Origin of the sequence: Microbacterium sp. (assembly GCF_051953575.1) — a bacterium.
Classification (GTDB): Bacteria; Actinomycetota; Actinomycetes; order Actinomycetales; family Microbacteriaceae; genus Microbacterium.
The window spans coordinates 20,813-41,602 of record NZ_JBQCIP010000154.1 but is presented as its reverse complement, the minus strand read 5'-3'; the positions used below and the strand labels follow the sequence as shown (position 1 = coordinate 41,602).

At 73.1% G+C, this 20,790-nt stretch carries 18 protein-coding genes and 1 pseudogene; 11 read left to right on the top strand and 8 right to left on the bottom strand.

All coding sequences use genetic code 11. The features are described from left to right. From ACTHNQ_RS09840 to ACTHNQ_RS09825, 4 genes and pseudogenes are all read left to right on the top strand, one after another. Nucleotides 1–214: pseudogene (locus ACTHNQ_RS09840) on the top strand (mannose-6-phosphate isomerase, class I); the annotation flags it as partial. A gap of 180 nt (nt 215–394) precedes the next feature. Continuing rightward, nucleotides 395–721 (top strand): WhiB family transcriptional regulator, encoded by a 327-nt coding sequence (locus tag ACTHNQ_RS09835; protein ID WP_440333205.1) that lies wholly within the window; start codon nt 395–397, stop codon nt 719–721. A 99-nt stretch (nt 722–820) separates the two neighbouring features. Next, nucleotides 821–3,691 (top strand): glycosyltransferase, encoded by a 2,871-nt coding sequence (locus ACTHNQ_RS09830; protein ID WP_440333203.1) that lies wholly within the window; start codon nt 821–823, stop codon nt 3,689–3,691. Continuing rightward, a complete protein-coding gene (locus tag ACTHNQ_RS09825; RefSeq protein WP_440333202.1) occupies nt 3,688–5,094 on the top strand; it encodes a DUF5719 family protein in 1,407 nt (468 codons plus the stop codon). Before ACTHNQ_RS09830 ends, ACTHNQ_RS09825 begins: the two co-directional genes overlap by 4 nt. A 13-nt stretch (nt 5,095–5,107) precedes the next feature. On the opposite strand, the gene ACTHNQ_RS09820 is transcribed toward ACTHNQ_RS09825, so the two are convergent. Then, nucleotides 5,108–5,551: a metallopeptidase family protein gene (locus ACTHNQ_RS09820; RefSeq protein ID WP_440333201.1), complete on the bottom strand. Its 444-nt coding sequence runs from the start codon at nt 5,549–5,551 to the stop codon at nt 5,108–5,110. A gap of 103 nt (nt 5,552–5,654) precedes the next feature. Between ACTHNQ_RS09820 and ACTHNQ_RS09815 the strand changes: the two genes are divergently transcribed. After that, entirely contained in the window at nt 5,655–5,861 is a 207-nt protein-coding gene (locus ACTHNQ_RS09815; RefSeq protein WP_026305609.1) for a DUF3499 family protein, read from the top strand. Between the two features lie 37 nt (nt 5,862–5,898). Continuing rightward, nucleotides 5,899–7,386, top strand: a complete 1,488-nt coding sequence (ahcY, locus tag ACTHNQ_RS09810; RefSeq protein WP_440333200.1) for an adenosylhomocysteinase — start codon at nt 5,899–5,901, stop codon at nt 7,384–7,386. Between the two features lie 9 nt (nt 7,387–7,395). On the opposite strand, the gene ACTHNQ_RS09805 is transcribed toward ahcY, so the two are convergent. Continuing rightward, on the bottom strand, nt 7,396–8,241 hold the full coding sequence (locus ACTHNQ_RS09805; protein ID WP_440333199.1) for an RDD family protein: 846 nt from the start codon (nt 8,239–8,241) through the stop codon (nt 7,396–7,398). A 16-nt stretch (nt 8,242–8,257) separates the two neighbouring features. Between ACTHNQ_RS09805 and ACTHNQ_RS09800 the strand changes: the two genes are divergently transcribed. The 3 genes from ACTHNQ_RS09800 to katG all read left to right on the top strand — a co-directional run bounded on the left by ACTHNQ_RS09800 (nt 8,258) and on the right by katG (nt 12,178). Next, nucleotides 8,258–9,253, top strand: a complete 996-nt coding sequence (locus ACTHNQ_RS09800) for a stage II sporulation protein M (protein WP_440333198.1) — start codon at nt 8,258–8,260, stop codon at nt 9,251–9,253. Between the two features lie 65 nt (nt 9,254–9,318). Then, nucleotides 9,319–9,777, top strand: a complete 459-nt coding sequence (locus ACTHNQ_RS09795; RefSeq protein WP_440333197.1) for a Fur family transcriptional regulator — start codon at nt 9,319–9,321, stop codon at nt 9,775–9,777. Between the two features lie 127 nt (nt 9,778–9,904). Continuing rightward, nucleotides 9,905–12,178, top strand: coding sequence for a catalase/peroxidase HPI (gene katG, locus ACTHNQ_RS09790; protein WP_440333196.1), 2,274 nt, complete (start codon nt 9,905–9,907; stop codon nt 12,176–12,178). A gap of 88 nt (nt 12,179–12,266) precedes the next feature. Here katG and ACTHNQ_RS09785 read toward each other — a convergent pair whose 3' ends face one another. Then, on the bottom strand, nt 12,267–13,028 hold the full coding sequence (locus ACTHNQ_RS09785) for an aquaporin (protein ID WP_440333195.1): 762 nt from the start codon (nt 13,026–13,028) through the stop codon (nt 12,267–12,269). A gap of 200 nt (nt 13,029–13,228) precedes the next feature. On the opposite strand from ACTHNQ_RS09785, the gene ACTHNQ_RS09780 reads away from it, so the two are divergent. Then, nucleotides 13,229–13,876, top strand: coding sequence for an MIP/aquaporin family protein (locus tag ACTHNQ_RS09780; RefSeq protein ID WP_440333194.1), 648 nt, complete (start codon nt 13,229–13,231; stop codon nt 13,874–13,876). A 78-nt stretch (nt 13,877–13,954) separates the two neighbouring features. On the opposite strand, the gene ACTHNQ_RS09775 is transcribed toward ACTHNQ_RS09780, so the two are convergent. From ACTHNQ_RS09775 to ACTHNQ_RS09755, 5 genes are read right to left on the bottom strand one after another with little or no spacing between them, the layout of a single operon-like run. After that, a complete protein-coding gene (locus tag ACTHNQ_RS09775; protein WP_440333193.1) occupies nt 13,955–15,256 on the bottom strand; it encodes a DUF58 domain-containing protein in 1,302 nt (433 codons plus the stop codon). Nucleotides 15,257–15,261: 5 nt separating this feature from the next. Next, on the bottom strand, nt 15,262–16,329 hold the full coding sequence (locus ACTHNQ_RS09770; RefSeq protein ID WP_440333192.1) for an AAA family ATPase: 1,068 nt from the start codon (nt 16,327–16,329) through the stop codon (nt 15,262–15,264). After that, the gene (locus ACTHNQ_RS09765) at nt 16,326–17,552 is read right to left on the bottom strand and encodes a DUF4350 domain-containing protein (RefSeq protein ID WP_440333191.1); all 1,227 of its coding nucleotides are present in this window, start codon (nt 17,550–17,552) and stop codon (nt 16,326–16,328) included. Before ACTHNQ_RS09765 ends, ACTHNQ_RS09770 begins: the two co-directional genes overlap by 4 nt. After that, nucleotides 17,549–18,223, bottom strand: coding sequence for a DUF4129 domain-containing protein (locus ACTHNQ_RS09760; RefSeq protein WP_440333190.1), 675 nt, complete (start codon nt 18,221–18,223; stop codon nt 17,549–17,551). Before ACTHNQ_RS09760 ends, ACTHNQ_RS09765 begins: the two co-directional genes overlap by 4 nt. Beyond that, nucleotides 18,214–19,761: a glycerophosphoryl diester phosphodiesterase membrane domain-containing protein gene (locus ACTHNQ_RS09755; protein ID WP_440333189.1), complete on the bottom strand. Its 1,548-nt coding sequence runs from the start codon at nt 19,759–19,761 to the stop codon at nt 18,214–18,216. Before ACTHNQ_RS09755 ends, ACTHNQ_RS09760 begins: the two co-directional genes overlap by 10 nt. Nucleotides 19,762–20,103: 342 nt before the next feature. On the opposite strand from ACTHNQ_RS09755, the gene mtrA reads away from it, so the two are divergent. Continuing rightward, nucleotides 20,104–20,784, top strand: coding sequence for an MtrAB system response regulator MtrA (gene mtrA / locus ACTHNQ_RS09750; protein WP_018171969.1), 681 nt, complete (start codon nt 20,104–20,106; stop codon nt 20,782–20,784). Nucleotides 20,785–20,790: the final 6 nt, after the last annotated feature.

Genomic DNA, 20,790 nt, shown 5'->3' with positions numbered 1-20,790 from the left:
CTACGCCGTCACCCCCGGGGCGTCCCCTGTGACCGTGCCACTCGGCGGCCCCGCCATCGCGCTGGCCACGTCCGGTGCCCCCGAAGTCGAGGCGGCGGCATCCCTCTCGCGCTCGCTGCTCGCGCCCGGCGGAGCCGTCCTCGTCACCCCCGACGAGGAAGGCCTGCGAGTGGCCGGCAGCGGCGAGCTGTTCATCGCCCAGCCCGGTCGCTGACCACCGCGCACCGCCCGATCCCGCGGACCGTTATCACAGTGCGACACGCCGTCGGCGCGTCGTAAAGGTTCAAGAGGCGGTTGAGGATTTAGTATCCGCGACTTGACCTCGGTGAACTACACGGGTGTAATTAGCCGTACACGCACCAGCGTGGAGCAGGATCACGGGGGTGAGAACGACATGACGGTTTCGCAATTCCGTTCCGGCGTTCCCGACGACTGGTTCGTCGATCCGGTTCAACTGGGGGTTCCGGGGGTTCGCCGCAACATCGATGCGGAAGACGACAATCCGCTCGCCTGGCAGACCGATGCGCTGTGTTCGCAGACCGACCCAGAGGCGTTCTTCCCTGAGAAGGGCGGCTCCACGCGAGATGCCAAGCGCATCTGCGGGTCGTGCGATGTCCGGGGCGAGTGCCTCGAATACGCACTGCAGAATGATGAGCGCTTCGGCATCTGGGGTGGCCTGAGCGAGCGCGAGCGGCGCAAGCTCAAGCGCCGCGCGAGCTGAACGGCGCCGGTCGACCGGACGATCCGGCGACCGGCGCGTTCGTCGCCCCCGGCGCGTTCAACGAGGGGGACGGGCCTGCGCGCCTAGGCTGACCAGGACATGCCCGCTCGAGTTCACGCCCTCGTCGTCGTGCGTCCCGATGGTCGCACGCCGGCCGCGTTCCACCTGCGGCGCACGCTCGCGGCGCTCGACGAGCAGGCGCGGCCGGTCGACGCGCTGACCGTCGTCGTCTGCGGCGGAGACGATCGCCTCCACGAGGTGGCCGCGGCGTCCTCGGCGACATCGGTCATCACCGCGCCCGCCTCGACCGGCTACGCCGCCGCCGCCGTCCTCGCCTTCGACGGCGTCGATGACGAAGCCGACGTCCGGTGGCTGCTGGCGCAGGACACCGCCCCCGAGCCCGATGCCCTCGCCCAGTTGCTCGGCGCGCTGGAGGTGTCGCCCTCGGTCGCCTTCGTCGCGCCGAAGCTCGTGCGCTGGGACGACCGCGCCGACATCGTCTCGCTCGGCGTCAGCATGACGCGCTTCGGCCGGAGCGTCGGCCTCGCCGACGGCGAACTCGACCAGGGCCAGCACGACGCGCTGGAGGATGTGCTCGGCGCCGACGTGCGCGGCATCCTGATCCGCGCCGAGGCGTGGGCGTCCCTCGGCGGTCTCGACTCCGGGCTCGCAGGCGCCGACGAAGGCCTCGACCTCGGCGTGCGCGCCCGGCTCGCCGGTGCACGCGTCTCGCTCGTTCCCGGTGCGCGTGTCGCCGTGGCGGGCGACGGCGTCGCCGGCATCCCGATCCCGCTCACCCCGCAGCGGCGTCGCCGTGCCGTCTACGCCGAACGCGTGGCGCAGCTGCACCGCCGGCTCGTGTACGCGCCGGCGTTCGCCGTGCCGCTGCACTGGCTGACGATCCTTCCCCTCGCCCTGTGGCGCACCCTCGTCGACCTGATCCGCAAGCTGCCCGGGCGCATCGCCTCCGAGTGGGCCGCGGCCGCGGTCGCCCTGGTCGCGGTGCGCTCTGTGTGGCGGTCACGTCGCCAGATCGCCAGGACCAGAGAAGGCTCGGACCGCACCGGCACCTGGGCACAGCTCGCGCCGCTGCGTACGACCCGCGCAGAGCTGCGCGAGCGGCTCGACGACGACCCCGAGATCGCACTGGGCGGCGTGCGGCGCCGAGACCTGCGCTTCTTCTCGGGCGGCGGCGCGTGGCTCGTGCTGGCGGCGCTCGCCGCCTCGATCGCGGCGTTCCCGGCGCTCCTCGCGTGGCCGGTGCTGGGCGGCGGTGCGCTGCAGCCGCTGGCGACGACCGTTGGGCAGCTGTGGAACGACGCCGCCTACGGTCAGCGCATCCTCGGGCTCGACACGGTCGGACCCGCGGACCCCTTCGCCGCCGTCGTCGCGGTGATCGGCTCGTTGTCGCCGTGGGCGCCGTCGCGCGCCCTCGTGCTGCTGTGGATCGCCGCGCTGCCGCTCGCGGCGCTCGGCGGATGGTTCGCCGCGACGCGTGTGACGGAGCGGTCGGAGCTGCGCCTGCTGGGCGGCGCGGTGTGGGCGCTGTCGCCGACGCTGCTCGTGGCCCTCACGCAGGGGCGGCCGACCGGGGTCATCGTGCACCTGCTGCTGCCATGGCTGTTCTTCGCCGGGTCGGTCGCGCACCGCTCCTGGGCGGGCGCCGGCGCCGCGTCGATCCTGCTGGCCGGGGTGCTCGCGTGCGCGCCGTCGCTGGCCCCTGCTGTCGTCGTGGTGTGGTTCGGCATGATCGTGATCGCGATCGTGGTGCGTGCGGGCCGCGGCGTGACCCGCGTGATCTGGCTGCTCGTGCCGTCGGCGGTGCTGGCGATCCCGCTCGTGTGGAACGCGCTGGCGAACGCGCGCGTCTGGGGACTCCTCGCCGATCCGGGCGTTCCGTGGGCCGGCCCCCAGGTTGCGGCTGACGCCGCGGGGCGCGCGCTGCTGGCCGCCGGCATCCCCACCTCCGATCTCGCGGGCTGGACGACGCTGCTGCCGGACGGACCGACCTGGTGGGTGCCGCTGCTGAGCGTGCCGCTCGCGCTCCTCGCCCTGCTCGCGCCGCTCACCCAGCGGTGGGCCGCCGGCGTCGTGCTCCTCGTCGTCACGGCGCTCGGTCTCGGCACCGCCTTCGCCGCGGTCGGCGTCTCGGTCGCCTTCACGCAGTCGGTGTCGGTGCCGCTCTGGCCCGGTGCGGGTCTCAGCCTCGCCTGGCTCGGTGCGCTCGGCGGCGCGCTGGTCTCGCTCGATGCCGGGCTGGCGCCCCGCGTCGCGCTCGTGCGCGGCGTGGCGGCGGCGCTCGTCCTGGCCGGCGCCGTGACCCTCGCCGTCCCGTCCCTCACCGCGTTCGCGCGGGGAACCGCGACCATCGCGAACGGGCCCGCGAGCACACTGCCCGCCTTCGTCGCCGCCGAAGGGCGTGAGAGTCCGGACGTCGGCACCATCGTCCTCACTCCGCAGTCCGAGGCCGGCGTCGCGGCGCAGATCGTGTGGGGCGGCAGCGAGACCATCGGCGGGCAGACGACCCTGCAGTCCACCCGCACCCATCCCACCTCGCAGGACGAGCAGGTCGCCGCACTGGCCGCCGACCTCGTGACCCCCTCGGCGGACGACGTCGTCGGCGATCTCGCACGCCAGGGCATCGGCTTCATCCTGCTCGCCCCATCGACGATGCCCGAGTCGGACGCCGCCCGCACGATGCGACTGTCGGCGACCACCGCCCTCAGTCAGCGCGACACGCTCGTCGTCGTGGGCGACACCGCCAAGGGTCAGCTGTGGCGCGTCGTGGACGACGTCGCCGCACGACCGGCCGAGACGGCGTCCGAGACCATGACCGCGCGCTGGACCGCCTTGGCGCAGCTCGCCGTGTTCGGCATCGCGCTGCTGCTGGCCGTGCCCACCGCCGCGACGCGGCGGGCGGCCCGGCGCACGCCGCGCATCGTCGGACCCCACTGGCAGGAGGGCCGATGAGCGATCGCCGTGTGTTCCGCTGGGCGACCACCAGCGCCCGTCTGCTCGTCGGCACCGCCGTCTCGATCGTCGCGGTCGTCGCCGTCGTCACCGCCGTCTCGCTCCCGTGGCCGACGCTGCTGCGCGAGCCGGTGCGGATCGCGGCGACCCCCGCGCCGGCGGCATCGATCATCACGTGCGACGGCGCGCTCCTGTCGATCGGACGCGATTCCGAGGATGCCTCGTCCCTCGCGCTCGCTGCGCGTCAGACGGTGCTCGCGGGCGTCCAGGACGGGGCCGCCGCTCCACAGGAGCAGAAGCTGCGCAACGATGCCGTCGGCGAGGGGCCCCTGAGCTACACGGCACCGCCCGAGGCCGGAGCCGCCGTGGATGTGGCGGCCGCCGGAGCCGCGACCGCGCGCGCCGACGACCTCGCCGGTTTCGCGGCGTCGGCCTGCCGTCCGCCCCTCCTGGAGTCGTGGCTCGTCGGCGGATCCGGCGCGACCGGCGCGGCCGACCTCGTGCTCCTGTCGAACCCCGGCACCGTCGCGGCCACTGTGCAGCTCACGGTGTACGGCGTCGGCGGCCCGCAGACGCCGCCGGGCGGCGCCGACCTGGTGGTCGCACCGGGGACGCAGCGGGTGGTGCCGCTGGCCGGCATCGCCCTCGGCGAAGCGGCCCCCGTGGTGCGCGTGTCGGCGGTCGGAGCGCCCGTGCACGCGTCGCTGCAGGCGAGCATCACGCGTACGCTGACACCGGGCGGCGTCGATCAGGTGGGTCCGATCGCAGCTCCGGAGACGCGGCAGGTGATCGCGGGCGTCGCGGTCACGCGCAGCCCGGGGGAGGACGGCTCCGCAGGGGCGACGATGCTGCGGATGCTGTCGCCGTCGGTCGCGACCACGGCCCGGGTCACCGTGACCGCCGCAGGCCGTACGGACCCCGCCCGTGCGGCACAGGACGTCACGCTCGAGCCGGGTCAGCCGCTCGAGCTGGAGCTGGACGGTCTGCCCGCGGGCTCGTACACGGTGACGGTCGAGGCGCAGTCGCCGGTGGTGGCGGCGGTGTGGCAGACCACGGGGGTCGGCGAAGGCGACGACTTCGCCTGGTACACCCCCTCGCCGGAGGTGACGGCATCCACGCTGTTCGTCACCCCGGGGGGCCCGGTCCCGACCCTCACGGTCGCGAACCCGGGCAGTGAGCCCGCCGAGGTGAGCGTCGCGGCGCAGGGCGGCGGGTTCCAGGTCGACCTGAGCGTGCCTGCGGGCGGATCGACGACCGTGCGGCTGTCGCCGCGCACGGTCTACGTCATCGACCCCGAGGACGCGGTGCGCGCGGCCCTGTCGTTCACCGCCGACGGCGCGCTCGCCGGCATCCCGGTGTGGCCGGCCGACATCGCGGCGCAGCGGATCATCGTTTACCCGTAGGGTGCGGCGAGCGTCAGAAGTAGCGGAAGCGCTCGGGACCGAGGTCCCACGGGTCGCGGTCGAGGTACTCGGCCGCGGCGCGGAAGACGGAACCCTCCACCAGCATGCGGTGGTGCAGCTCGTCGTCGCGGTGCAGGTGACTCAGACGCTCGATCGGCAGCCGGTACAGGATGATGCGGCGCTCGTCACGGAGCACCGTCCAGCGGGGGATGCCGTCCTCGTCGGTCGCGCCCGGCATGTCGGCGACCTCGAATCGCACGTCGCGCAGCTCGGACCACGCCGAGCGCAGGAACTCCGCCGCTGTGCCGACGGACAGATCGAAGCGGTCGACCCGCGTGTCCAGCGGTGGGAGCGGCGGCCGGACGACCGAGCTGCGGCCTTCGCGGCCGTGGCGGCCGTGCCGCGCCGGGCGACGCACCGCCGCGCGATCGCTGCTCCGGGTCCGACGCCATGCCATGCGTCCATCGTAGGCGGGAGAGCTCCGGTCGGGGCGGTGGCCACGGGGGAGCGGGCGGCGCGGCGCGCGGACGGTGTCGCCGGTTCGCGGTACCGTCACCGTGATGCGCCAGAGAGTCTGCTCCAAGGTCGGCTGCGCCCGCGAGGCGGTGTCGACCCTCACTTACGACTACGCCGACCAGATGGCGGCGATCGGTCCGCTCGGGGCGGCGGGGGACCCGCACGCCCACGACCTCTGCGCGCAGCACACCGAACGGCTCTCGGTGCCCCGCGGCTGGGTGGTCGTGCGGCACGAGACGCTGCGCACCTGACGCCGCGGCGCCCCGTCCTCCGTGGGAGAATGGCGGGATGCCGACCCACACCGCCGTCGCCACGCCCGTCGAGGCATCCGCCGCCGTCTTCGAGTACGAGGTCGCCGACCTGTCGCTCGCCGAGGCGGGGCGCCATCAGCTGCGTCTCGCTGAGAACGAGATGCCCGGGCTCATGGCCCTGCGCGAGGAGTTCGGCCCGTCGCAGCCCCTCAAGGGCGCGCGCATCGCCGGCTCGCTGCACATGACGGTGCAGACGGCCGTGCTCATCGAGACCCTCGTCGCCCTCGGCGCGCAGGTGCGATGGGCCAGCTGCAACATCTTCTCGACGCAGGACGAGGCGGCCGCGGCCGTCGTCGTCGGCCCCACCGGCACCGTCGAGGCGCCGGCCGGCGTGCCCGTGTTCGCGTGGAAGGGCGAGACGCTCGAGGAGTACTGGCGCCTCGCCGACCGCATCTTCGACTGGACGGCGGAGGGCTTCGACGGCCCGAACATGATCCTCGACGACGGCGGCGACGCGACGCTGCTCGTGCACAAGGGCGTCGAGTTCGAGAAGGCGGGCGCGGTGCCGGAAGCCGCCGCCGACGACTCCGCCGAGTATCGCATCGTCCTCGACACGCTGCGCGCGAGCCTGGCTCGCGACCCGCAGCGCTTCACCCGCATGGCCGCCGACCTCCTCGGCGTGACCGAGGAGACCACGACCGGCGTCCACCGTCTGTACGAGCTGGCGGCGGCCGGGGAGCTGCTGTTCCCGGCGATCAACGTCAACGACTCGGTCACCAAGTCGAAGTTCGACAACAAGTACGGCATCCGCCACTCGCTGCCCGACGGCATCAATCGCGCCACCGACGTGCTGATGGGCGGCAAGGTCGCCTTCGTCTGCGGCTACGGCGACGTCGGCAAGGGAGCGGCGGAGGCGCTGCGCGGGCAGGGCGCGCGGGTCATCGTCAGCGAGGTCGACCCGATCTGCGCGCTGCAGGCCGCCATGGACGGCTACCAGGTCGCACGCCTGGCGGACGTGGCCGGTCTCGTCGACATCGTCATCACGGGCACGGGCAACAAGGACGTCGTGACCGTCGAGGACCTGCTGAAGCTCAAGCACCTCGCGATCGTCGGCAACGTCGGCCACTTCGACAACGAGATCGACATGGCCGGCCTGGAGTCGCTCGAAGGCGCCGAGCGCATCGAGATCAAGCCGCAGGTCCACGAGTGGCGGCTGCCGAACGGGCGCAGCGTGCTCGTCCTCAGCGAGGGGCGCCTGCTGAACCTCGGCAACGCGACCGGACACCCGTCGTTCGTGATGAGTGCGTCGTTCACCAACCAGGTGCTCGCCCAGATCGAGCTGTTCACGAAGCGCGACGAGTACCCGACCGCGGTCTACGTGCTGCCGAAGCACCTCGACGAGAAGGTCGCCCGCCTGCATCTCGACGCGCTCGGCGTGCAGCTGACGACGCTGTCGGACGAGCAGGCCGCGTACATCGGCGTCCCGGTCGACGGCCCGTACAAGCTGGAGCACTACCGGTACTGAACGGGGGCCTCAGCGCTCCGGAAAGCCGCGCGGCGGCGCCGACACCGGCGCCGTCAGCGCGTCGACGCGTGCGGTCTCCAGCTGCAGCGCGCGCAGTTCCCGTCCGCGGCGCAGCGCGACGACACCGATGAGGAACGTCTCGGGGTCGACTGCGGGCACCGGCGACACGTGCTCGGCGGTCTCACGGGCGAGGGAGGCCGCGGTCCGGGCGCGCGCCGTCGGCTCCATGCGCGTGGCCGAGCGCGCGAACTGGGCCAAGCGGCGCGACAGCGGCTCGGGCAGCCGCGCCACGTCGGCGATCCCCGCCCAGTCCGTGAGCACCGGCGGGACGCCCAGCCCGGGGTCGGGCAGCCGCGGCGTGCGCGTGCGCTCGGAGTAGGTTCCGGCGAGCAGGTCGCCGAGGCGCTGCGAGCGGGGCGTGAACGCGCCGACCAACGCGGCGACGGCTCCGAGGGTGAACCACAGCTCGAACACCCCGACGAGTGCGCGGATGAAAGCCTGCCGGAAGCCTGCGGCTCCGCCGTCGGTGCGCACGATGCGGGCGCCGACGGCGAGGCGGCCGAGACTGCGGCCGTGGCTCGCGGTCTCGACGACGGTCGGCATGACGACCATGACGAGCACGAGCATCACGATGGTGAGGATGGGGACGACCGCGCCGTCCAGTGCGCCGCTGGTAACGAGCCAGCCGACACCCAGCGCGAAGAGCAGCAGCGCGGCGAGACCGAGCGCCATGTCGATGATGACGCCGAGCGCCCGCAGGAAGAAGCCGACCGGCTGGACATCGAGGACGACCGCCTCGCCGGTCAGCACCTCGTCCTGATGGATGTCGACGATGGCGGGGCGGTCGGCGGGCATGGCTACAGTAAAGCGCATGGACCTCGACGCCCTCACGGCCGCTCGCCGAGAGGAGTGGGCGCGCCTGGACGCGCTGAGCCGGACCCGTCGGCTCTCGGGCCCGGAGGTCGATGAGCTCGTCACCCGCTACCGTGCGGCATCCGCGGATCTCGCCGAGGCCAAGACCTCGGCCGGACGCAGCGCGCAGAGCGACCACATCTCGACGATGCTGGCCAGGGCGCGTCTGCGGCTCACCGGCACACCCGAGAACGTGATGCGGCAGATCCCGCGGTTCTTCGCGCTGCAACTGCCCGCGGCCCTGTACCGCGTGCGCTGGACCACGCTGGCGATCGCCGTGGGCTTCGTCATCGTGGTGACGACCGTGGCGCTGTGGGTGTCGGGCGATCCGGCGCTCGTGGCGAGCCTCGGCAGTCGCGCACAGCTCGAGGACTACGCCGAGAACCGGTTCACCGACTACTACAGCGAGAATCCCGCCGCGGTGTTCGCCGGTACGGTGTGGACCAACAACGCATGGATCGCCGCGCAGTGCGTGCTGTTCGGCATCACCGGGATCTGGCCGCTCATGGTGCTCGTGCAGAACGCCGTGGGCGTCGGCACCGCGGCCGCCGTGCTGGCCGCGTTCGACCGGGCGGACGTGTTCGTGCTGTTCATCCTTCCGCACGGACTGCTCGAGCTCACGAGCATCTTCGTCGCGGGGGCGGCAGGTCTTCACATCTTCTGGGCGTGGGTGGCGCCCGGGCCGCGCTCGCGGGGTGCCGCGCTCGCCGCGGCCGGGCGCTCGCTCGCCACGATCGCCATCGGCCTCGTCTTCGCGCTCGGCGTCTCGGGGCTGATCGAGGGGTTCGTGACGAGGCAGCCATGGCCGTGGCCGCTGAAGATCGGCATCGGCGCGGTCGCGCTGGCGCTGTTCCTCGTCTACATGCTGGTGGTGGGCCGGCGGGCGACCCGGCTGGGCGAGACCGGCGATCTCACCGAGTTCGAGTCCGGCACGCCCACCCTCGTCGCGGGCTGACGCCGATCTGCGGATGCCGCGGCGTGTTGTTTTGAGTCAATCAAAAGAAGGCTAGGCTCGGAGCCATGAGCACGCACCATCACGTCGACGCGCCCGTCGACGCCGCCGCGCGGCTGCGCGAAGCGGGGCTGCGTGTCACCGATTCCCGGCGGGCCGTCCTGGACGCGCTCGTCGGCAGGCCGCACGCGAGCGCTGACGAGCTGCTCGACGTCGTGACCCGCACGCTCCCCGGCACGAGCACGCAATCCGTGTACAACGTGCTGGGCGACTTCGTCGACGCCGGACTGGTGCGGCGCATCGAGCCGGCCGGTCGTCCCGGTCTGTTCGAGCTCCGCGTCGGCGACAATCACCATCACCTCGTGTGCACGACGTGCGGCGCCGTCCAGGACGTCGACTGCGTCGTGGGCGCCGCGCCGTGTCTCACGCCGTCCGACCCCCACGGCTACGCCGTGCAGACCGCCGAGGTCACGTTCTGGGGCCTCTGCCCCGCGTGTGCCGCGGCCGCCGGGGCGCAACCCGCCTAGCTCTCGCCCCGCCCACCCCGAACGGAGTCCGCTCCGGCCGGTGATCGGTGCTGCCCGCCGCGCGGTCGGCGCGGCATCCCGTCCCCTCGTCCACCCCCACAACCGCCTGACCCAGGAAGGAAACACGATGACCGAAAACCTCGCACCGGCCACCACAGCCGGGGGCGTCGCGCCTGCGACCGAGCCCGACCACGCCGTCACCGTCACCGACACCCCCGAGGCCGCCGGCTGCCCCGTCGTGCACGGCGCCCAGCCTCACCCGACGGCGGGCTCGGGCAACCGCGTGTGGTGGCCGAACCGGCTGAACCTCAAGGTGCTGGCCAAGAACCCCGCCGTCGCCAACCCGCTCGGGCAGGACTTCGACTACAAGGCGGCGTTCGAGGCGCTCGACCTCGCCGCGGTCAAGCGCGACATCGCCGAGACGCTCACCACGTCGCAGGACTGGTGGCCGGCCGACTTCGGCCACTACGGCCCGCTCGTCGTGCGCATGGCGTGGCACTCGGCCGGCACCTACCGGGTCACCGACGGACGCGGCGGCGGGGGAGCGGGGCAGCAGCGCTTCGCGCCGCTCAACAGCTGGCCCGACAACGTCAACCTCGACAAGGCGCGCCGGCTGCTGTGGCCGGTGAAGAAGAAGTACGGCCAGTCGCTGTCGTGGGCGGACCTCATGATCCTCGCCGGCAACGTGGCGCTCGAGTCGATGGGCTTCCAGACCTTCGGCTTCGCCGGCGGCCGGCCCGACGTGTGGGAGCCCGACGACGACGTGTACTGGGGTCCCGAGACGACGTGGCTCGGCGACGAGCGCTACGCCGGCGACCGTGAGCTCGAGAAGCCGCTCGCGGCGGTGCAGATGGGCCTCATCTACGTCAATCCCGAGGGGCCGAACGGCAACCCCGACCCGCTGCTGGCCGCGCGCGACATCCGCGAGACGTTCTCGCGCATGGCGATGGACGACGAAGAGACGGTGGCGCTCATCGCGGGCGGCCACACCTTCGGCAAGACCCACGGCGCCGCCGCTGACAGCCACGTCGGGGACGACCCCGAGGCCGCGGGCCTGGAGCAGCAGGGCCTCGGCTGGGCGAACTCGCACGGGTCGGGCAAGGGTGACGACACCATCACCTCCGGTCTCGAGGTGACGTGGACCTACCACCCGACGCGCTGGGACAACGAGTTCTTCCACATCCTGTTCGCGTACGAGTGGGAGCTGTTCCAGAGCCCCGCGGGTGCGCACCAGTGGCGGCCGAAGAACGGCGGCGGCGCCGACATGGTGCCCCTCGCGCACTCTGACGGGCGTCGCGAGCCGCGCATGCTCACCACCGACCTGGCGCTGCGCGTGGACCCGGTGTACGGGCCGATCTCGAAGAGGTTCGCCGAGGACCCCGACGCCTTCGCCGACGCGTTCGCGCGCGCCTGGTTCAAGCTGACGCACCGCGACATGGGCCCCATCGAGCGCTACCTCGGTCCCGAGGTGCCGGCGGAGCGGCTCATCTGGCAGGACCCGGTGCCCCCGGTCGACCACGTCCTGATCGGCGCGGCCGACGCGGCGGCGCTCAAGGCGCAGATCCTCGACTCGGGCCTCACGGTGTCGGAGCTCGTCGCGACCACGTGGGCTGCGGCATCCTCCTTCCGCGGCAGCGACAAGCGCGGCGGTGTCAACGGCGCGCGCATCCGCCTCGCACCGCAGAAGGACTGGGCCGTCAACAACCCGCCGCAGCTGGCCAAGGTGCTCGGTGTGCTCGAGGGCGTCAAGGCGTCGTTCGACGCGGACCGCACGGACGGCAAGCGGGTGTCGCTCGCCGACCTCATCGTGCTCGCCGGCAACGCCGCGGTCGAGAAGGCCGCGAAGGATGCCGGTGTGGATGTCGAGGTGGTCTTCCACCCCGGCCGCACCGATGCGACCGCCGAGCAGACCGACGCGGACTCGTTCGCGTACCTGGAGCCGGCGGCGGACGGGTTCCGCAACTACTACGGCCCCCTCGCGGAGCTTCCGGCCGAGTATCTGCTGGTCGACAAGGCGAATCTACTGACGCTGTCGGCGCCCGAGATGACGGTGCTCGTCGGCGGCCTGCGCGCCCTCGGTGCGAACTGGGACGGCTCGAGCCACGGTGTCTTCACCGATCGGGTCGGTGTGCTCTCGAACGACGTGTTCGTGAACCTCCTCGATCTCGGCACGACCTGGAGGCCTCTCGACCCGGGATCGCACGCGTTCCGTGGCACGAAGGACGGCTCGGGCGAGACCGTGGGCATCGGCACGCGCGCCGACCTGGTGTTCGGCTCGAACTCGGAGCTGCGCGCCCTCGCCGAGGTCTACGCCTCGGACGACGCCACCGAGAAGTTCGTGCGCGATTTCGCGGCGGCGTGGGGCAAGGTCACTGAGCTCGACCGGTTCGACCTCGTCTGACCCTCACGACGAACGGCCCGTCCCCGATCGGGGGCGGGCCGTTCGCATGTCGACGGCGACGGATGCCGCGCACGGCGCAGCACCGCGGTCACGGCTGGGTCGCGCGGCCCTCGAACAGCGCGCGGTGGATGAGCCCCGCCAGCAGCGCGCCGACGATCGGGAACACGAGGAACACCCACAGCTGCGCGAGCGCCTCGGGGCCGCCGTAGATCGCGCTCGCGATGGAGCGGGCGGGGTTGACCGAGGTGTTGTCGATCGGGATCGTCGCGAGGTGGACGAGCGTCAGGGTCAGGCCGATCGCGACACCCGCGAGCGCCGGGTTGCCCCGCGTCGGGTGCGTCACCCCCAGGAAGACGAGGACGAGCAGCGCGGTGAAGACCACCTCGGCGACGATGGCGCCGCCGATGGCGAAGCCCGCAGGGGACCGGTCGTCCCACCCGTTGCTGGCGAAGCCGGCGTCCTGCGCGGCGGCGAGCCACGAGTCGGGTCCGTACAGGGTGATCAGCACGATGACGGTGGTGGCGACCGCGCCGCCGATGACCTGGGCGACGATGTACCCGAGCGTCCTGCTCCACGGGAATCTGCCGGCCGCCGCGAGCCCCAGCGTGACGGCGGGGTTGAAATGGCCGCCCGAGATCGGGCCGAAGGCGTACATGCCCGCCAGGACCGCCAGGCCCGCGGCGAGAGCGACACCGAGGAAGCCGACTCCCTGGTTCGCGGCATCCGTCCCCTCGCCGAACCCGGAGGCGAACAGCGCGGTGCCGATCACCCCGATCACCAGCAGGAACGTGCCGAGCGCCTCGGCCGCGAGGATCGTTCCGGTGGACGGCGTTGTCTTCGAATCGCTCATCGGCGCTCCATTCCGGGTGGGGGAGGTTCGGGGGACCCCGGATCGACGGTAGTGGATCGCCTGCGGGCGCGGTAACCCGCGGGCACCGGACCCCGCCCGCGACGGCGTGCGTTACCTGGGAATGTGCTGATGGTCCGCTACTGTCGGTGTACGTCGGGGCGCGTGATCGTCGTGTCTCGTTCTCAAAGGAGGAGAGCCTCATGACGGGCACACTTCGCAGTGCACTCGCCGAACTGGTCGGCACATTCATCTTCGTCTTCGCCATCGTCGGCGCGGTCAACAGCGGAAGCGACCTCACGCCGCTCGCCATCGGGTTCGCGCTGATGATCATGGTCTACGCCACGGGGCACATCTCGGGCGCGCACCTGAACCCCGCCGTCTCGGTCGGCGTGTGGCTGCGCGGCGCCATCGGCGTCGTCGATCTCGTCGCCTACATCGTGGCGCAGCTGGTCGCCGCGGCGCTGGCCGCCGCCGTCAGCTTCGCGCTGTGGCCGGCCGCCGCCGAGCCGCAGAAGATCGAGGTCGGCCCGGCGTTCCTCGTGGAGGCGCTGTGGACTCTCGTGCTGGTGTACGTCGTCCTCAATGTCGCCACCTCGAAGGACCACCCGAACAACTCGTTCTACGGCCTCGCCATCGGCACCACGGTGTTCGTCGGCGCCGTTGGTCTGGGCGGCATCTCGGGCGGCGGCTTCAACCCCGCTGTGGCGCTGGGCCTGTCGATCACGGGGCACTTCGACTGGAGCGCCTACTGGCTCTACTTCATCGCCCCGATCGTGGGCGGTGCCGTGGCCGCGGTGATCTTCCGCGTGCTGAACGCGCACGACAAGCTGCCGGCCACCGACAAGTAAGCCGTCACACGAAGCCGGCCCGCACCTCGTGTGCGGGCCGGCTTCGTCGTTCCCGGAGGGGCCAGGAAGCGTCCGCGCTCAGAGCCGCCCGGCGGCCTTGAGCGCGAGGTAGCGGTCCGCGATCCGCGGGGGCAGGCCGTCGGGGGTGTCGGCGATGGCCTCGCCCCCCGCGCGGCCGATCGCGGCCGCGACCACCCCCGCGTCCTGCGCGGCCTGTTCGATCGCTGCGGCCCGATAGACGTCGGTGGCGTCCGGTCGCTCGGGCAGGGGCGCGGGGTCATCGGTGACGGTGCCCACCAGCACGTGCGCGGAGCGCGCCAGCGCCGGCAGCGACCCGAGGAAACCGCGGGCGGCCTCGGCCGCATCCTGCGCGGTGAGCAGCACCACCAGAGAGGGCCGCGACGTGAGCGCGCGCACCTGGGCGAACGCGGCATCCCAGTCGGTGTCGATGAGCTGCGGTTCGACGGGCGCCATGGCGTCCACGAGGGCGGGGAGCAGCCCCGGGCCGTCCACCCGCGTCACCCGGGCACGGATCACCCGGTCGAACATGAGCAGGTGCACGTGGTCGCCGGCTCGGGTGGCGAGCGCACCCAGCAGCAGGGCGGCCTCCATCGCGGCATCCATCCGCACGCCGTCGCCCACACGCGCGGCCGCCGTGCGACCCGTGTCGATGACGATCACGACGTGGCGGTCTCGTTCGGGCCGCCACGTGCGCAGCATGGTCGTGGTCGAACGAGCCGTCGCCCGCCTGTCGATCGAGCGGACGTCGTCGCCGCGGACGTACTCGCGCAGACTGTCGAACTCGGTGCCCTGGCCGCGCACCTGCACGCTGGTGGAGCCGTCGAGCTCGCGCAGCCGCGCCAGGCGCGAGGGCAGGTGACGGCGGGCCGTGAACGGCGGCAGCACGCGGATGGCGCCCGGAGCGTCGATCCGCGCCTGCCGCCCGGCCAGGCGCAGCGGCCCGTCCGAGCGCACCACGACGAACTCGGACCGCAGTTCGCCGCGGCGGCGGGGGAGGAGGGGGATGCCGAGCACCCGGGCCTCGCCGGCCGGCAGGTCGAGCGCCTGACGCTCCGCCGGGGCGCCCGCGGTCGGCTGCCACGCATCGCGGACGCGGCCGCGGATCGTCCGGGGGCCCACGTTGCGCAGCACGAGCTCCGACCGCACCTGCTGCCCGAGCAACACCCGCTGCGGCATCCGGCGGGTCACCGTCACCCGGCGCGGGTCCGCCGCCGCGGCCGCGTCGCCCAGGGCGGCGGCCACGCACAGCACCACCCATCCGGCGGCGGCCAGCCAGGCGTTCACTCCGGCGAGCGAGAGCAGTACGACGGGCACGGCGCCGAGGGCGACGAGGAGCGGAAGACGACCGGTGAGGTACATGCGGGTCAGATGGGAACGCGCGTCTGCTGCAGCACCGAGCCCAGCACGGCGTCGACCGAGACCCCTTCGAGCTCGGCGTCGGGACGCAGCCGGATGCGATGCCGCCACGTCGGCACGAGCATCGTCTGCACGTGGTCGGGCGTGATCGCCGGGTAGCCGCCCAGCCACGCCCACGCCTTGGCCGCGGCGAGCAGCGCCGTGGTCGCGCGGGGGCTGACACCCAGCTGCACCGAGGGGCTGTGGCGCGTCGCCTGGGCGAGGTCCACGACGTAGCCCAGCACGTCGTCCGAGACGGTGACGGAGGCGGCGGCCCGCTGGGCGGCCCGGATCTCGTCCGGGGTGGCCGCGCGGCGCAGTCCCGCCGCGGCAAGGTCGCGCGGGTCGAATCCGCTCGCGTGCCGGCGCAGCACCGCGAGCTCGGCGTCTCGCGCGGGCACCTCGACGATGAGCTTCAGCAGGAACCGATCGAGCTGGGCCTCGGGGAGCGTGTACGTCCCCTCGTGCTCGATGGGGTTCTGCGTCGCCGCGACGAGGAACGGGTCGGGGAGCGGCCGCGTGACGCCGTCGGTCGACACCTGGCGCTCCTCCATGGCCTCCAGGAGCGCCGCCTGCGTCTTGGGCGGCGTGCGGTTGATCTCGTCGGCGAGCACGACGTTCGTGAACACGGGGCCCTCGCGGAACTCGAACTCTCCCGCGCGGGCGTCGTACACGAGCGACCCCGACACGTCGCCGGGCATGAGATCGGGGGTGAACTGGATGCGCTTGGTGTCGAGGCCGAGGGCCGTCGAGAACGCGCGCACCAGGAGGGTCTTGGCGACGCCGGGCACACCCTCCAGCAGCACGTGCCCGCGCGCGAGCAACGCGATGAGCAGGCCCGTGACGGTGCCGTCCTGGCCGATCACCGCCTTGCCGACCTCGATCCGCACCCGGTTCATCGCCTCCCGCAGCGCCGCATCGTCCAGCGGCGCCTCCGGGGTGAGCGCCGTGCCGTAAGGCAGGGCGCCGGGCTCGCCGAACGCGGGTGCGTCGACCGCGGCGCCGTCGGGCGTCGGGGTGTCGGGGGTGTCCGTCATCGGGTGCTCCTCTCGGGGCGGACGGCCGCGTGCACGGCCTCCTCCAGGTCTCTCAGGCGGGTGCTCAGGGCGACGAGGTCGGCGTCGCTGCGGGGGATGTCGTCGAGCAGGATGCCGCGCACGGCGGCACGGTCGGCTCGGATGCGGCCGGCCGCGGCGTCGGCGATGTCGCCCGCCGAGGCGTGCGCGCCGAGGCCGAGCAGTCCCGCGAGGCGGCGGAGCGTGCCGACGCGCAGGCGGTCACCGGCGTGCAGAGGGTCGCGCGCCCGGGCGTAAAGGCGGGCGCGGCCCTCGGTCGTCTCGGATGCGCGCACGGTCACCGGCAGCCGCTCGGCGACGAGCGGGCCGAAGCGGCGTCCGCGCCAGATCCCTGCGGCGACCCCGGCGATCAGCAGCAGCACCATGACGGGGCTCACCCATGGAGGGGTGAGCTGGCCGAGCGACGGGTCGGTGTCGGTGAGGTCGGTGTCGCCCGCGTTCGGCATGTACCAGACGACGAGCGGATGCCGCCCCGTCAGGTTGGCGGCCAGCGCGGCGTTCCCGTCGTCGGCGAGGTGCTCGTTCGTGAAGAGCACGCGGCCGTCGACCGCCGAGACGCGACGCCCGTCGGCATCGCGAACGAGGAGCCCGAAGCCGCCGTCGACGGGGTAGCAGGCGGTCGTGCCCGCGCCGGGCGCGTACAGGGCGCCCGGGGCGACGGCGCCCGCCCGGCCGGCCTCGGGCAGGTCGCATCCCGGGGCGACGGCATCCTCCCCGCCGAAGCCGGCCGCTGCCGACCCCGGCAGCAGCAGGTCGAGCGTGCGCGAGCGCGGCTCGATCAGCACGACGTCGTCGGCGGCGTCGGCCAGCTGCGACACGGCGTCGTCGGAGAGGGCGGAGGGGTCGGGCAGCACGAGAGTGGCTGGGGCGCCCTCGAGCGCGGCGACGGCGTCGGCGCGGCTGCGGGTCACCTCGACCTCGACGCCGTGGGTGCGCAGCACCTCGGCCAGCGCCCGGGTGCCGGCGGGCCCTGCCGAGTCGGGATCCAGGGCGTCACGTGCGGCCCACTGGCCTGTCGCCGCGATCGCGCCGCCGATGCCGCCGACGACCAGCAGCACCACGCCGATCGCGATCCACGCCGCCACCCGGCGCCGGCGGGGCGGTGCAGCGACGGCGGGCTCCTGCTGTCGCGCATCGGAGGGGCGTCGGGCTCCGGCCGTGCCCTGCGCGGACGGTGCGCTCATGCGGGCACCTCGGCGAGCGGCCGCGCCGCCACGATGTCGTCGTCGACCGCGGCGACGAGGCGGTAGAGCTCGGCCGTGCCGGGGCGTCGCAGGTAGCGCACGTCGTCGAACGCGGCGGCCGCGTCTTCGAGCCGCGCGCCGAGGGCGGGGAAGACGCGCGCCGCCGCTCGCGCGAACCCGTGCACGGTCGCGCCCGGCGGCGGGTCGACGACCCCACGCTCGTAGCAGCCGCGGGCCAGTGCGCGGAAGCGCAGCACGATCGCCGCCTCCCAGTCGGACGCCTGGGCACGCTCGACGGCGGCCGCGCGCAGGGCGGACGCCGAACGGTGCTCCACCGCGCCGAAGAGCATCGGCGTCCGTGCGGCCGCGCGCCGTGACACCCGTGGCACGCCCCACACCACGAACGCGGTCACGATGACGACCACGACCGCCACGGTCGCGACGATCGCCAGGACGGACCCCCAGCCGTCAGACACCTGCGGATCGAACAGCGACGCGATGAAGTCGCCGATCGCGCGCGCGATCCGGTCGAACGGGGTCGGCTCGGCGATGTCGTACGCGGGCTTCGACAGCTCGTCCTCGGCCCAGCGACGCGCCTCGTCGCCGTCGGGCGTGAGCGGCGGCACGTCGTCCGCCGCCACGACGGCACGCAGCACGGGGGTCAGGACCACGGCGACTCGCGCCCGGCGTCGCGGGCTGCGCCTGGAGCGGCCCAGTCCGTCGGCGACGGGGAAGCGGATGCCTCCGGCTCGACGGATGCCTCCGGCTCGACGGGCGCGTCCGGTGAAGGTGCGGGGGCGGGCTGCGGTGCCGCACCGGCCTGCGCCGCCGGCGGGTATGCCGAAGGTGCTGCGACAGGGTAGGCGCCCGTCTGCCCCGCGTAGGCACCGGGCTGCGCCGGGTACGAACCGTACGCACCGGCTTGCCCCGGGTACGCACCCGGCTGTCCGGAGTACGCACCGGCCTGTCCGGAGTACGCACCGGCCTGCCCCGGGTACGCACCGGGCTGTCCGGGGTACGCCCCGGCGCCATCCGCGGAAGCGCCCGACGCCGGCGGGTACACCCCCTGTGTCGAGAAGACCGGCTGCCCCGCGGGGGCGCCGTACACCGGTGCACCGGGCGCCGCGGGATACCCGGTGTATCCCGCTCCCGCCCAGCCTCGGGGCGCCATCGCGCGGCCGACGTGCTCGCGGTAGGGGTCTGCGAGTCCGCCGGCCCCGGCATCCCGTCGTTCCACGTACGCGAGCAGGTCGAGATCGAGACCTTCACGACGCATGCGGCAGTCGATGTAGATCAGGGCGGTCGCGGTCGACTGGACGACGACGGCGACCGCCTGTAGCAGCAGCGTGACCATCTGCACGAGGACCACCGTGACGACCACGCCGACGATCGCGGAGGGCTCGGGCGCACCCGTCGGCGCGATGATCGTGGTGAGACCGGCCGACACGAAGCTGAACGGCAGGCTGACCACCTGCGCGACGGCGCCGAAGATCACGCTGATCACGAGGATGACGCCGAGCGCCGGCCAGAACCGACCACGCGTGAGCGTCCACGAGCGCGACAGCGCCTGCAGGATCGTCGCGTGCTCCACGATGATCGCCGACGGCGCGAGCAGCAGCTTGATCATGAGCCACCACGTCAGCGGGATCGCGGCGACGATGATGAGGATCGAGAGCCCGATGGCCGCGGGCGGGGCGACGAACGCCACCCCGACGACGCCGAGCACGACCAGCGCCACGACCGCCATCACGGCGAGGATCACGAGCAGCGAGTATCCGATGAGGCGCCACGCGACGGGCTTGAGCTGACGCCACAGCGCGCCGAGCGTGAGCTTCTCGGCAACGGCGGCGTGAGTGACCTCGAGCACGACGATGCCCTGCACGATGACGCTCAGCGCGCCCGCCGCGAGGCCCAGGACGAACCCGGTGACCACGACGAGCCCGATCGAGCCCGCCATCACGGTGTCGTACTCCTCGGTGCCGACGACGAGCGTGTCCAGCCGTGAGAACGAGGCCCACGTCACACCCACCACCGCGAGCGCGACGAGGATGTAGGCGATCGTCTGCACGACGAGTGCGAATCCGAGCAGCACGCGGGGGTTCTGCCGCAGCGCCGCGAAGGACCGGCCGAGGATCGTGCCGAACGTGAGCGGGTGCAGCGGGATGATCCCGGGGCGGGATGCCGGCGTCCAGGCCGGATACGCGGTCACGCAGTCCCCTTCCGTCGGCCGCCGCGGCGTCGTGCGCGGCGGTGCGGGTCGCTTGGGTCCCATCGTTCCACATCGCCCGCCCGCCCCGACCCGCAGGCCGCGCCGGACCTGCCGATCCGGAATTCCGAGGAGCCTGGGCTTTTCGGACTCCCGGGGCCGCCGGCATCCGGGAACCGTGCGAAAGTCCGCTGTCCGGATCGCGGCCGGTGCAGAATGGATGCCGCGACACCGGCCGCGCGTGCGGTTCGGCCGCTCTCCAGGGTGTGTCGACTACTCTGTGGGGAGCGCATGGGGAAAGCGACGACTCTCCCCGTGCCTGGAGAGAAGGAACGAACGCGCGCGATGACTTCACGCATCCTGGTGGTCGACGACGACACCGCCCTGGCCGAGATGATCGGCATCGTGCTGCGCACCGAGGGATTCGAGACGGTGTTCTGCGCGGACGGCGCCCAAGCCGTCGAGGCCTGGCGATCGGAGCGCCCCGACCTGATCCTGCTCGACCTCATGCTCCCCGGCATGGACGGGATCGAGATCTGCACCCGCATCCGCGCGGAGTCCGGCATCCCGATCATCATGCTGACCGCGCGCACCGACACCGCCGACGTGGTCAAGGGACTCGAGTCCGGCGCCGACGACTACATCGTCAAGCCCTTCAACCCGAAGGAGCTCGTGGCGCGGATCCGCACACGGCTGCGCCCGGCCGCGCAGCCGGCCGGCGACACCCTGCGCATCGGCGACCTGACGGTCGACGTCGCCGCGCACGAGGTGCGCCGCGGAGATGCGCCGATCGCACTGACCCCGCTGGAGTTCGAGCTGCTGGTGGCCCTGGCATCCAAGCCGCAGCAGGTGTTCTCACGCGAGATGCTGCTCGAGCAGGTGTGGGGCTACCACTACAAGGCCGACACGCGTCTGGTGAACGTGCACGTGCAGCGTCTGCGCGCCAAGGTCGAGAAGGATCCCGACAACCCCAAGATCGTGACGACCGTGCGCGGCGTGGGGTACCGCGCCGGCGCCGTCGTCTGAGCGCAC

Bases quoted from the DNA above. Each gene is read 5' to 3' on its own strand.
- ACTHNQ_RS09835 (WP_440333205.1), top strand. From the start codon at position 395: ATGACGGTTTCGCAATTCCGTTCCGGCGTTCCCGACGACTGGTTCGTC.
- ACTHNQ_RS09830 (WP_440333203.1), top strand. From the start codon at position 821: ATGCCCGCTCGAGTTCACGCCCTCGTCGTCGTGCGTCCCGATGGTCGC.
- ACTHNQ_RS09825 (WP_440333202.1), top strand. From the start codon at position 3,688: ATGAGCGATCGCCGTGTGTTCCGCTGGGCGACCACCAGCGCCCGTCTG.
- ACTHNQ_RS09820 (WP_440333201.1), bottom strand. From the start codon at position 5,551: ATGGCATGGCGTCGGACCCGGAGCAGCGATCGCGCGGCGGTGCGTCGC.
- ACTHNQ_RS09815 (WP_026305609.1), top strand. From the start codon at position 5,655: ATGCGCCAGAGAGTCTGCTCCAAGGTCGGCTGCGCCCGCGAGGCGGTG.
- ahcY (WP_440333200.1), top strand. From the start codon at position 5,899: ATGCCGACCCACACCGCCGTCGCCACGCCCGTCGAGGCATCCGCCGCC.
- ACTHNQ_RS09805 (WP_440333199.1), bottom strand. From the start codon at position 8,241: ATGCCCGCCGACCGCCCCGCCATCGTCGACATCCATCAGGACGAGGTG.
- ACTHNQ_RS09800 (WP_440333198.1), top strand. From the start codon at position 8,258: ATGGACCTCGACGCCCTCACGGCCGCTCGCCGAGAGGAGTGGGCGCGC.
- ACTHNQ_RS09795 (WP_440333197.1), top strand. From the start codon at position 9,319: ATGAGCACGCACCATCACGTCGACGCGCCCGTCGACGCCGCCGCGCGG.
- katG (WP_440333196.1), top strand. From the start codon at position 9,905: ATGACCGAAAACCTCGCACCGGCCACCACAGCCGGGGGCGTCGCGCCT.
- ACTHNQ_RS09785 (WP_440333195.1), bottom strand. From the start codon at position 13,028: ATGAGCGATTCGAAGACAACGCCGTCCACCGGAACGATCCTCGCGGCC.
- ACTHNQ_RS09780 (WP_440333194.1), top strand. From the start codon at position 13,229: ATGACGGGCACACTTCGCAGTGCACTCGCCGAACTGGTCGGCACATTC.
- ACTHNQ_RS09775 (WP_440333193.1), bottom strand. From the start codon at position 15,256: ATGTACCTCACCGGTCGTCTTCCGCTCCTCGTCGCCCTCGGCGCCGTG.
- ACTHNQ_RS09770 (WP_440333192.1), bottom strand. From the start codon at position 16,329: ATGACGGACACCCCCGACACCCCGACGCCCGACGGCGCCGCGGTCGAC.
- ACTHNQ_RS09765 (WP_440333191.1), bottom strand. From the start codon at position 17,552: ATGAGCGCACCGTCCGCGCAGGGCACGGCCGGAGCCCGACGCCCCTCC.
- mtrA (WP_018171969.1), top strand. From the start codon at position 20,104: ATGACTTCACGCATCCTGGTGGTCGACGACGACACCGCCCTGGCCGAG.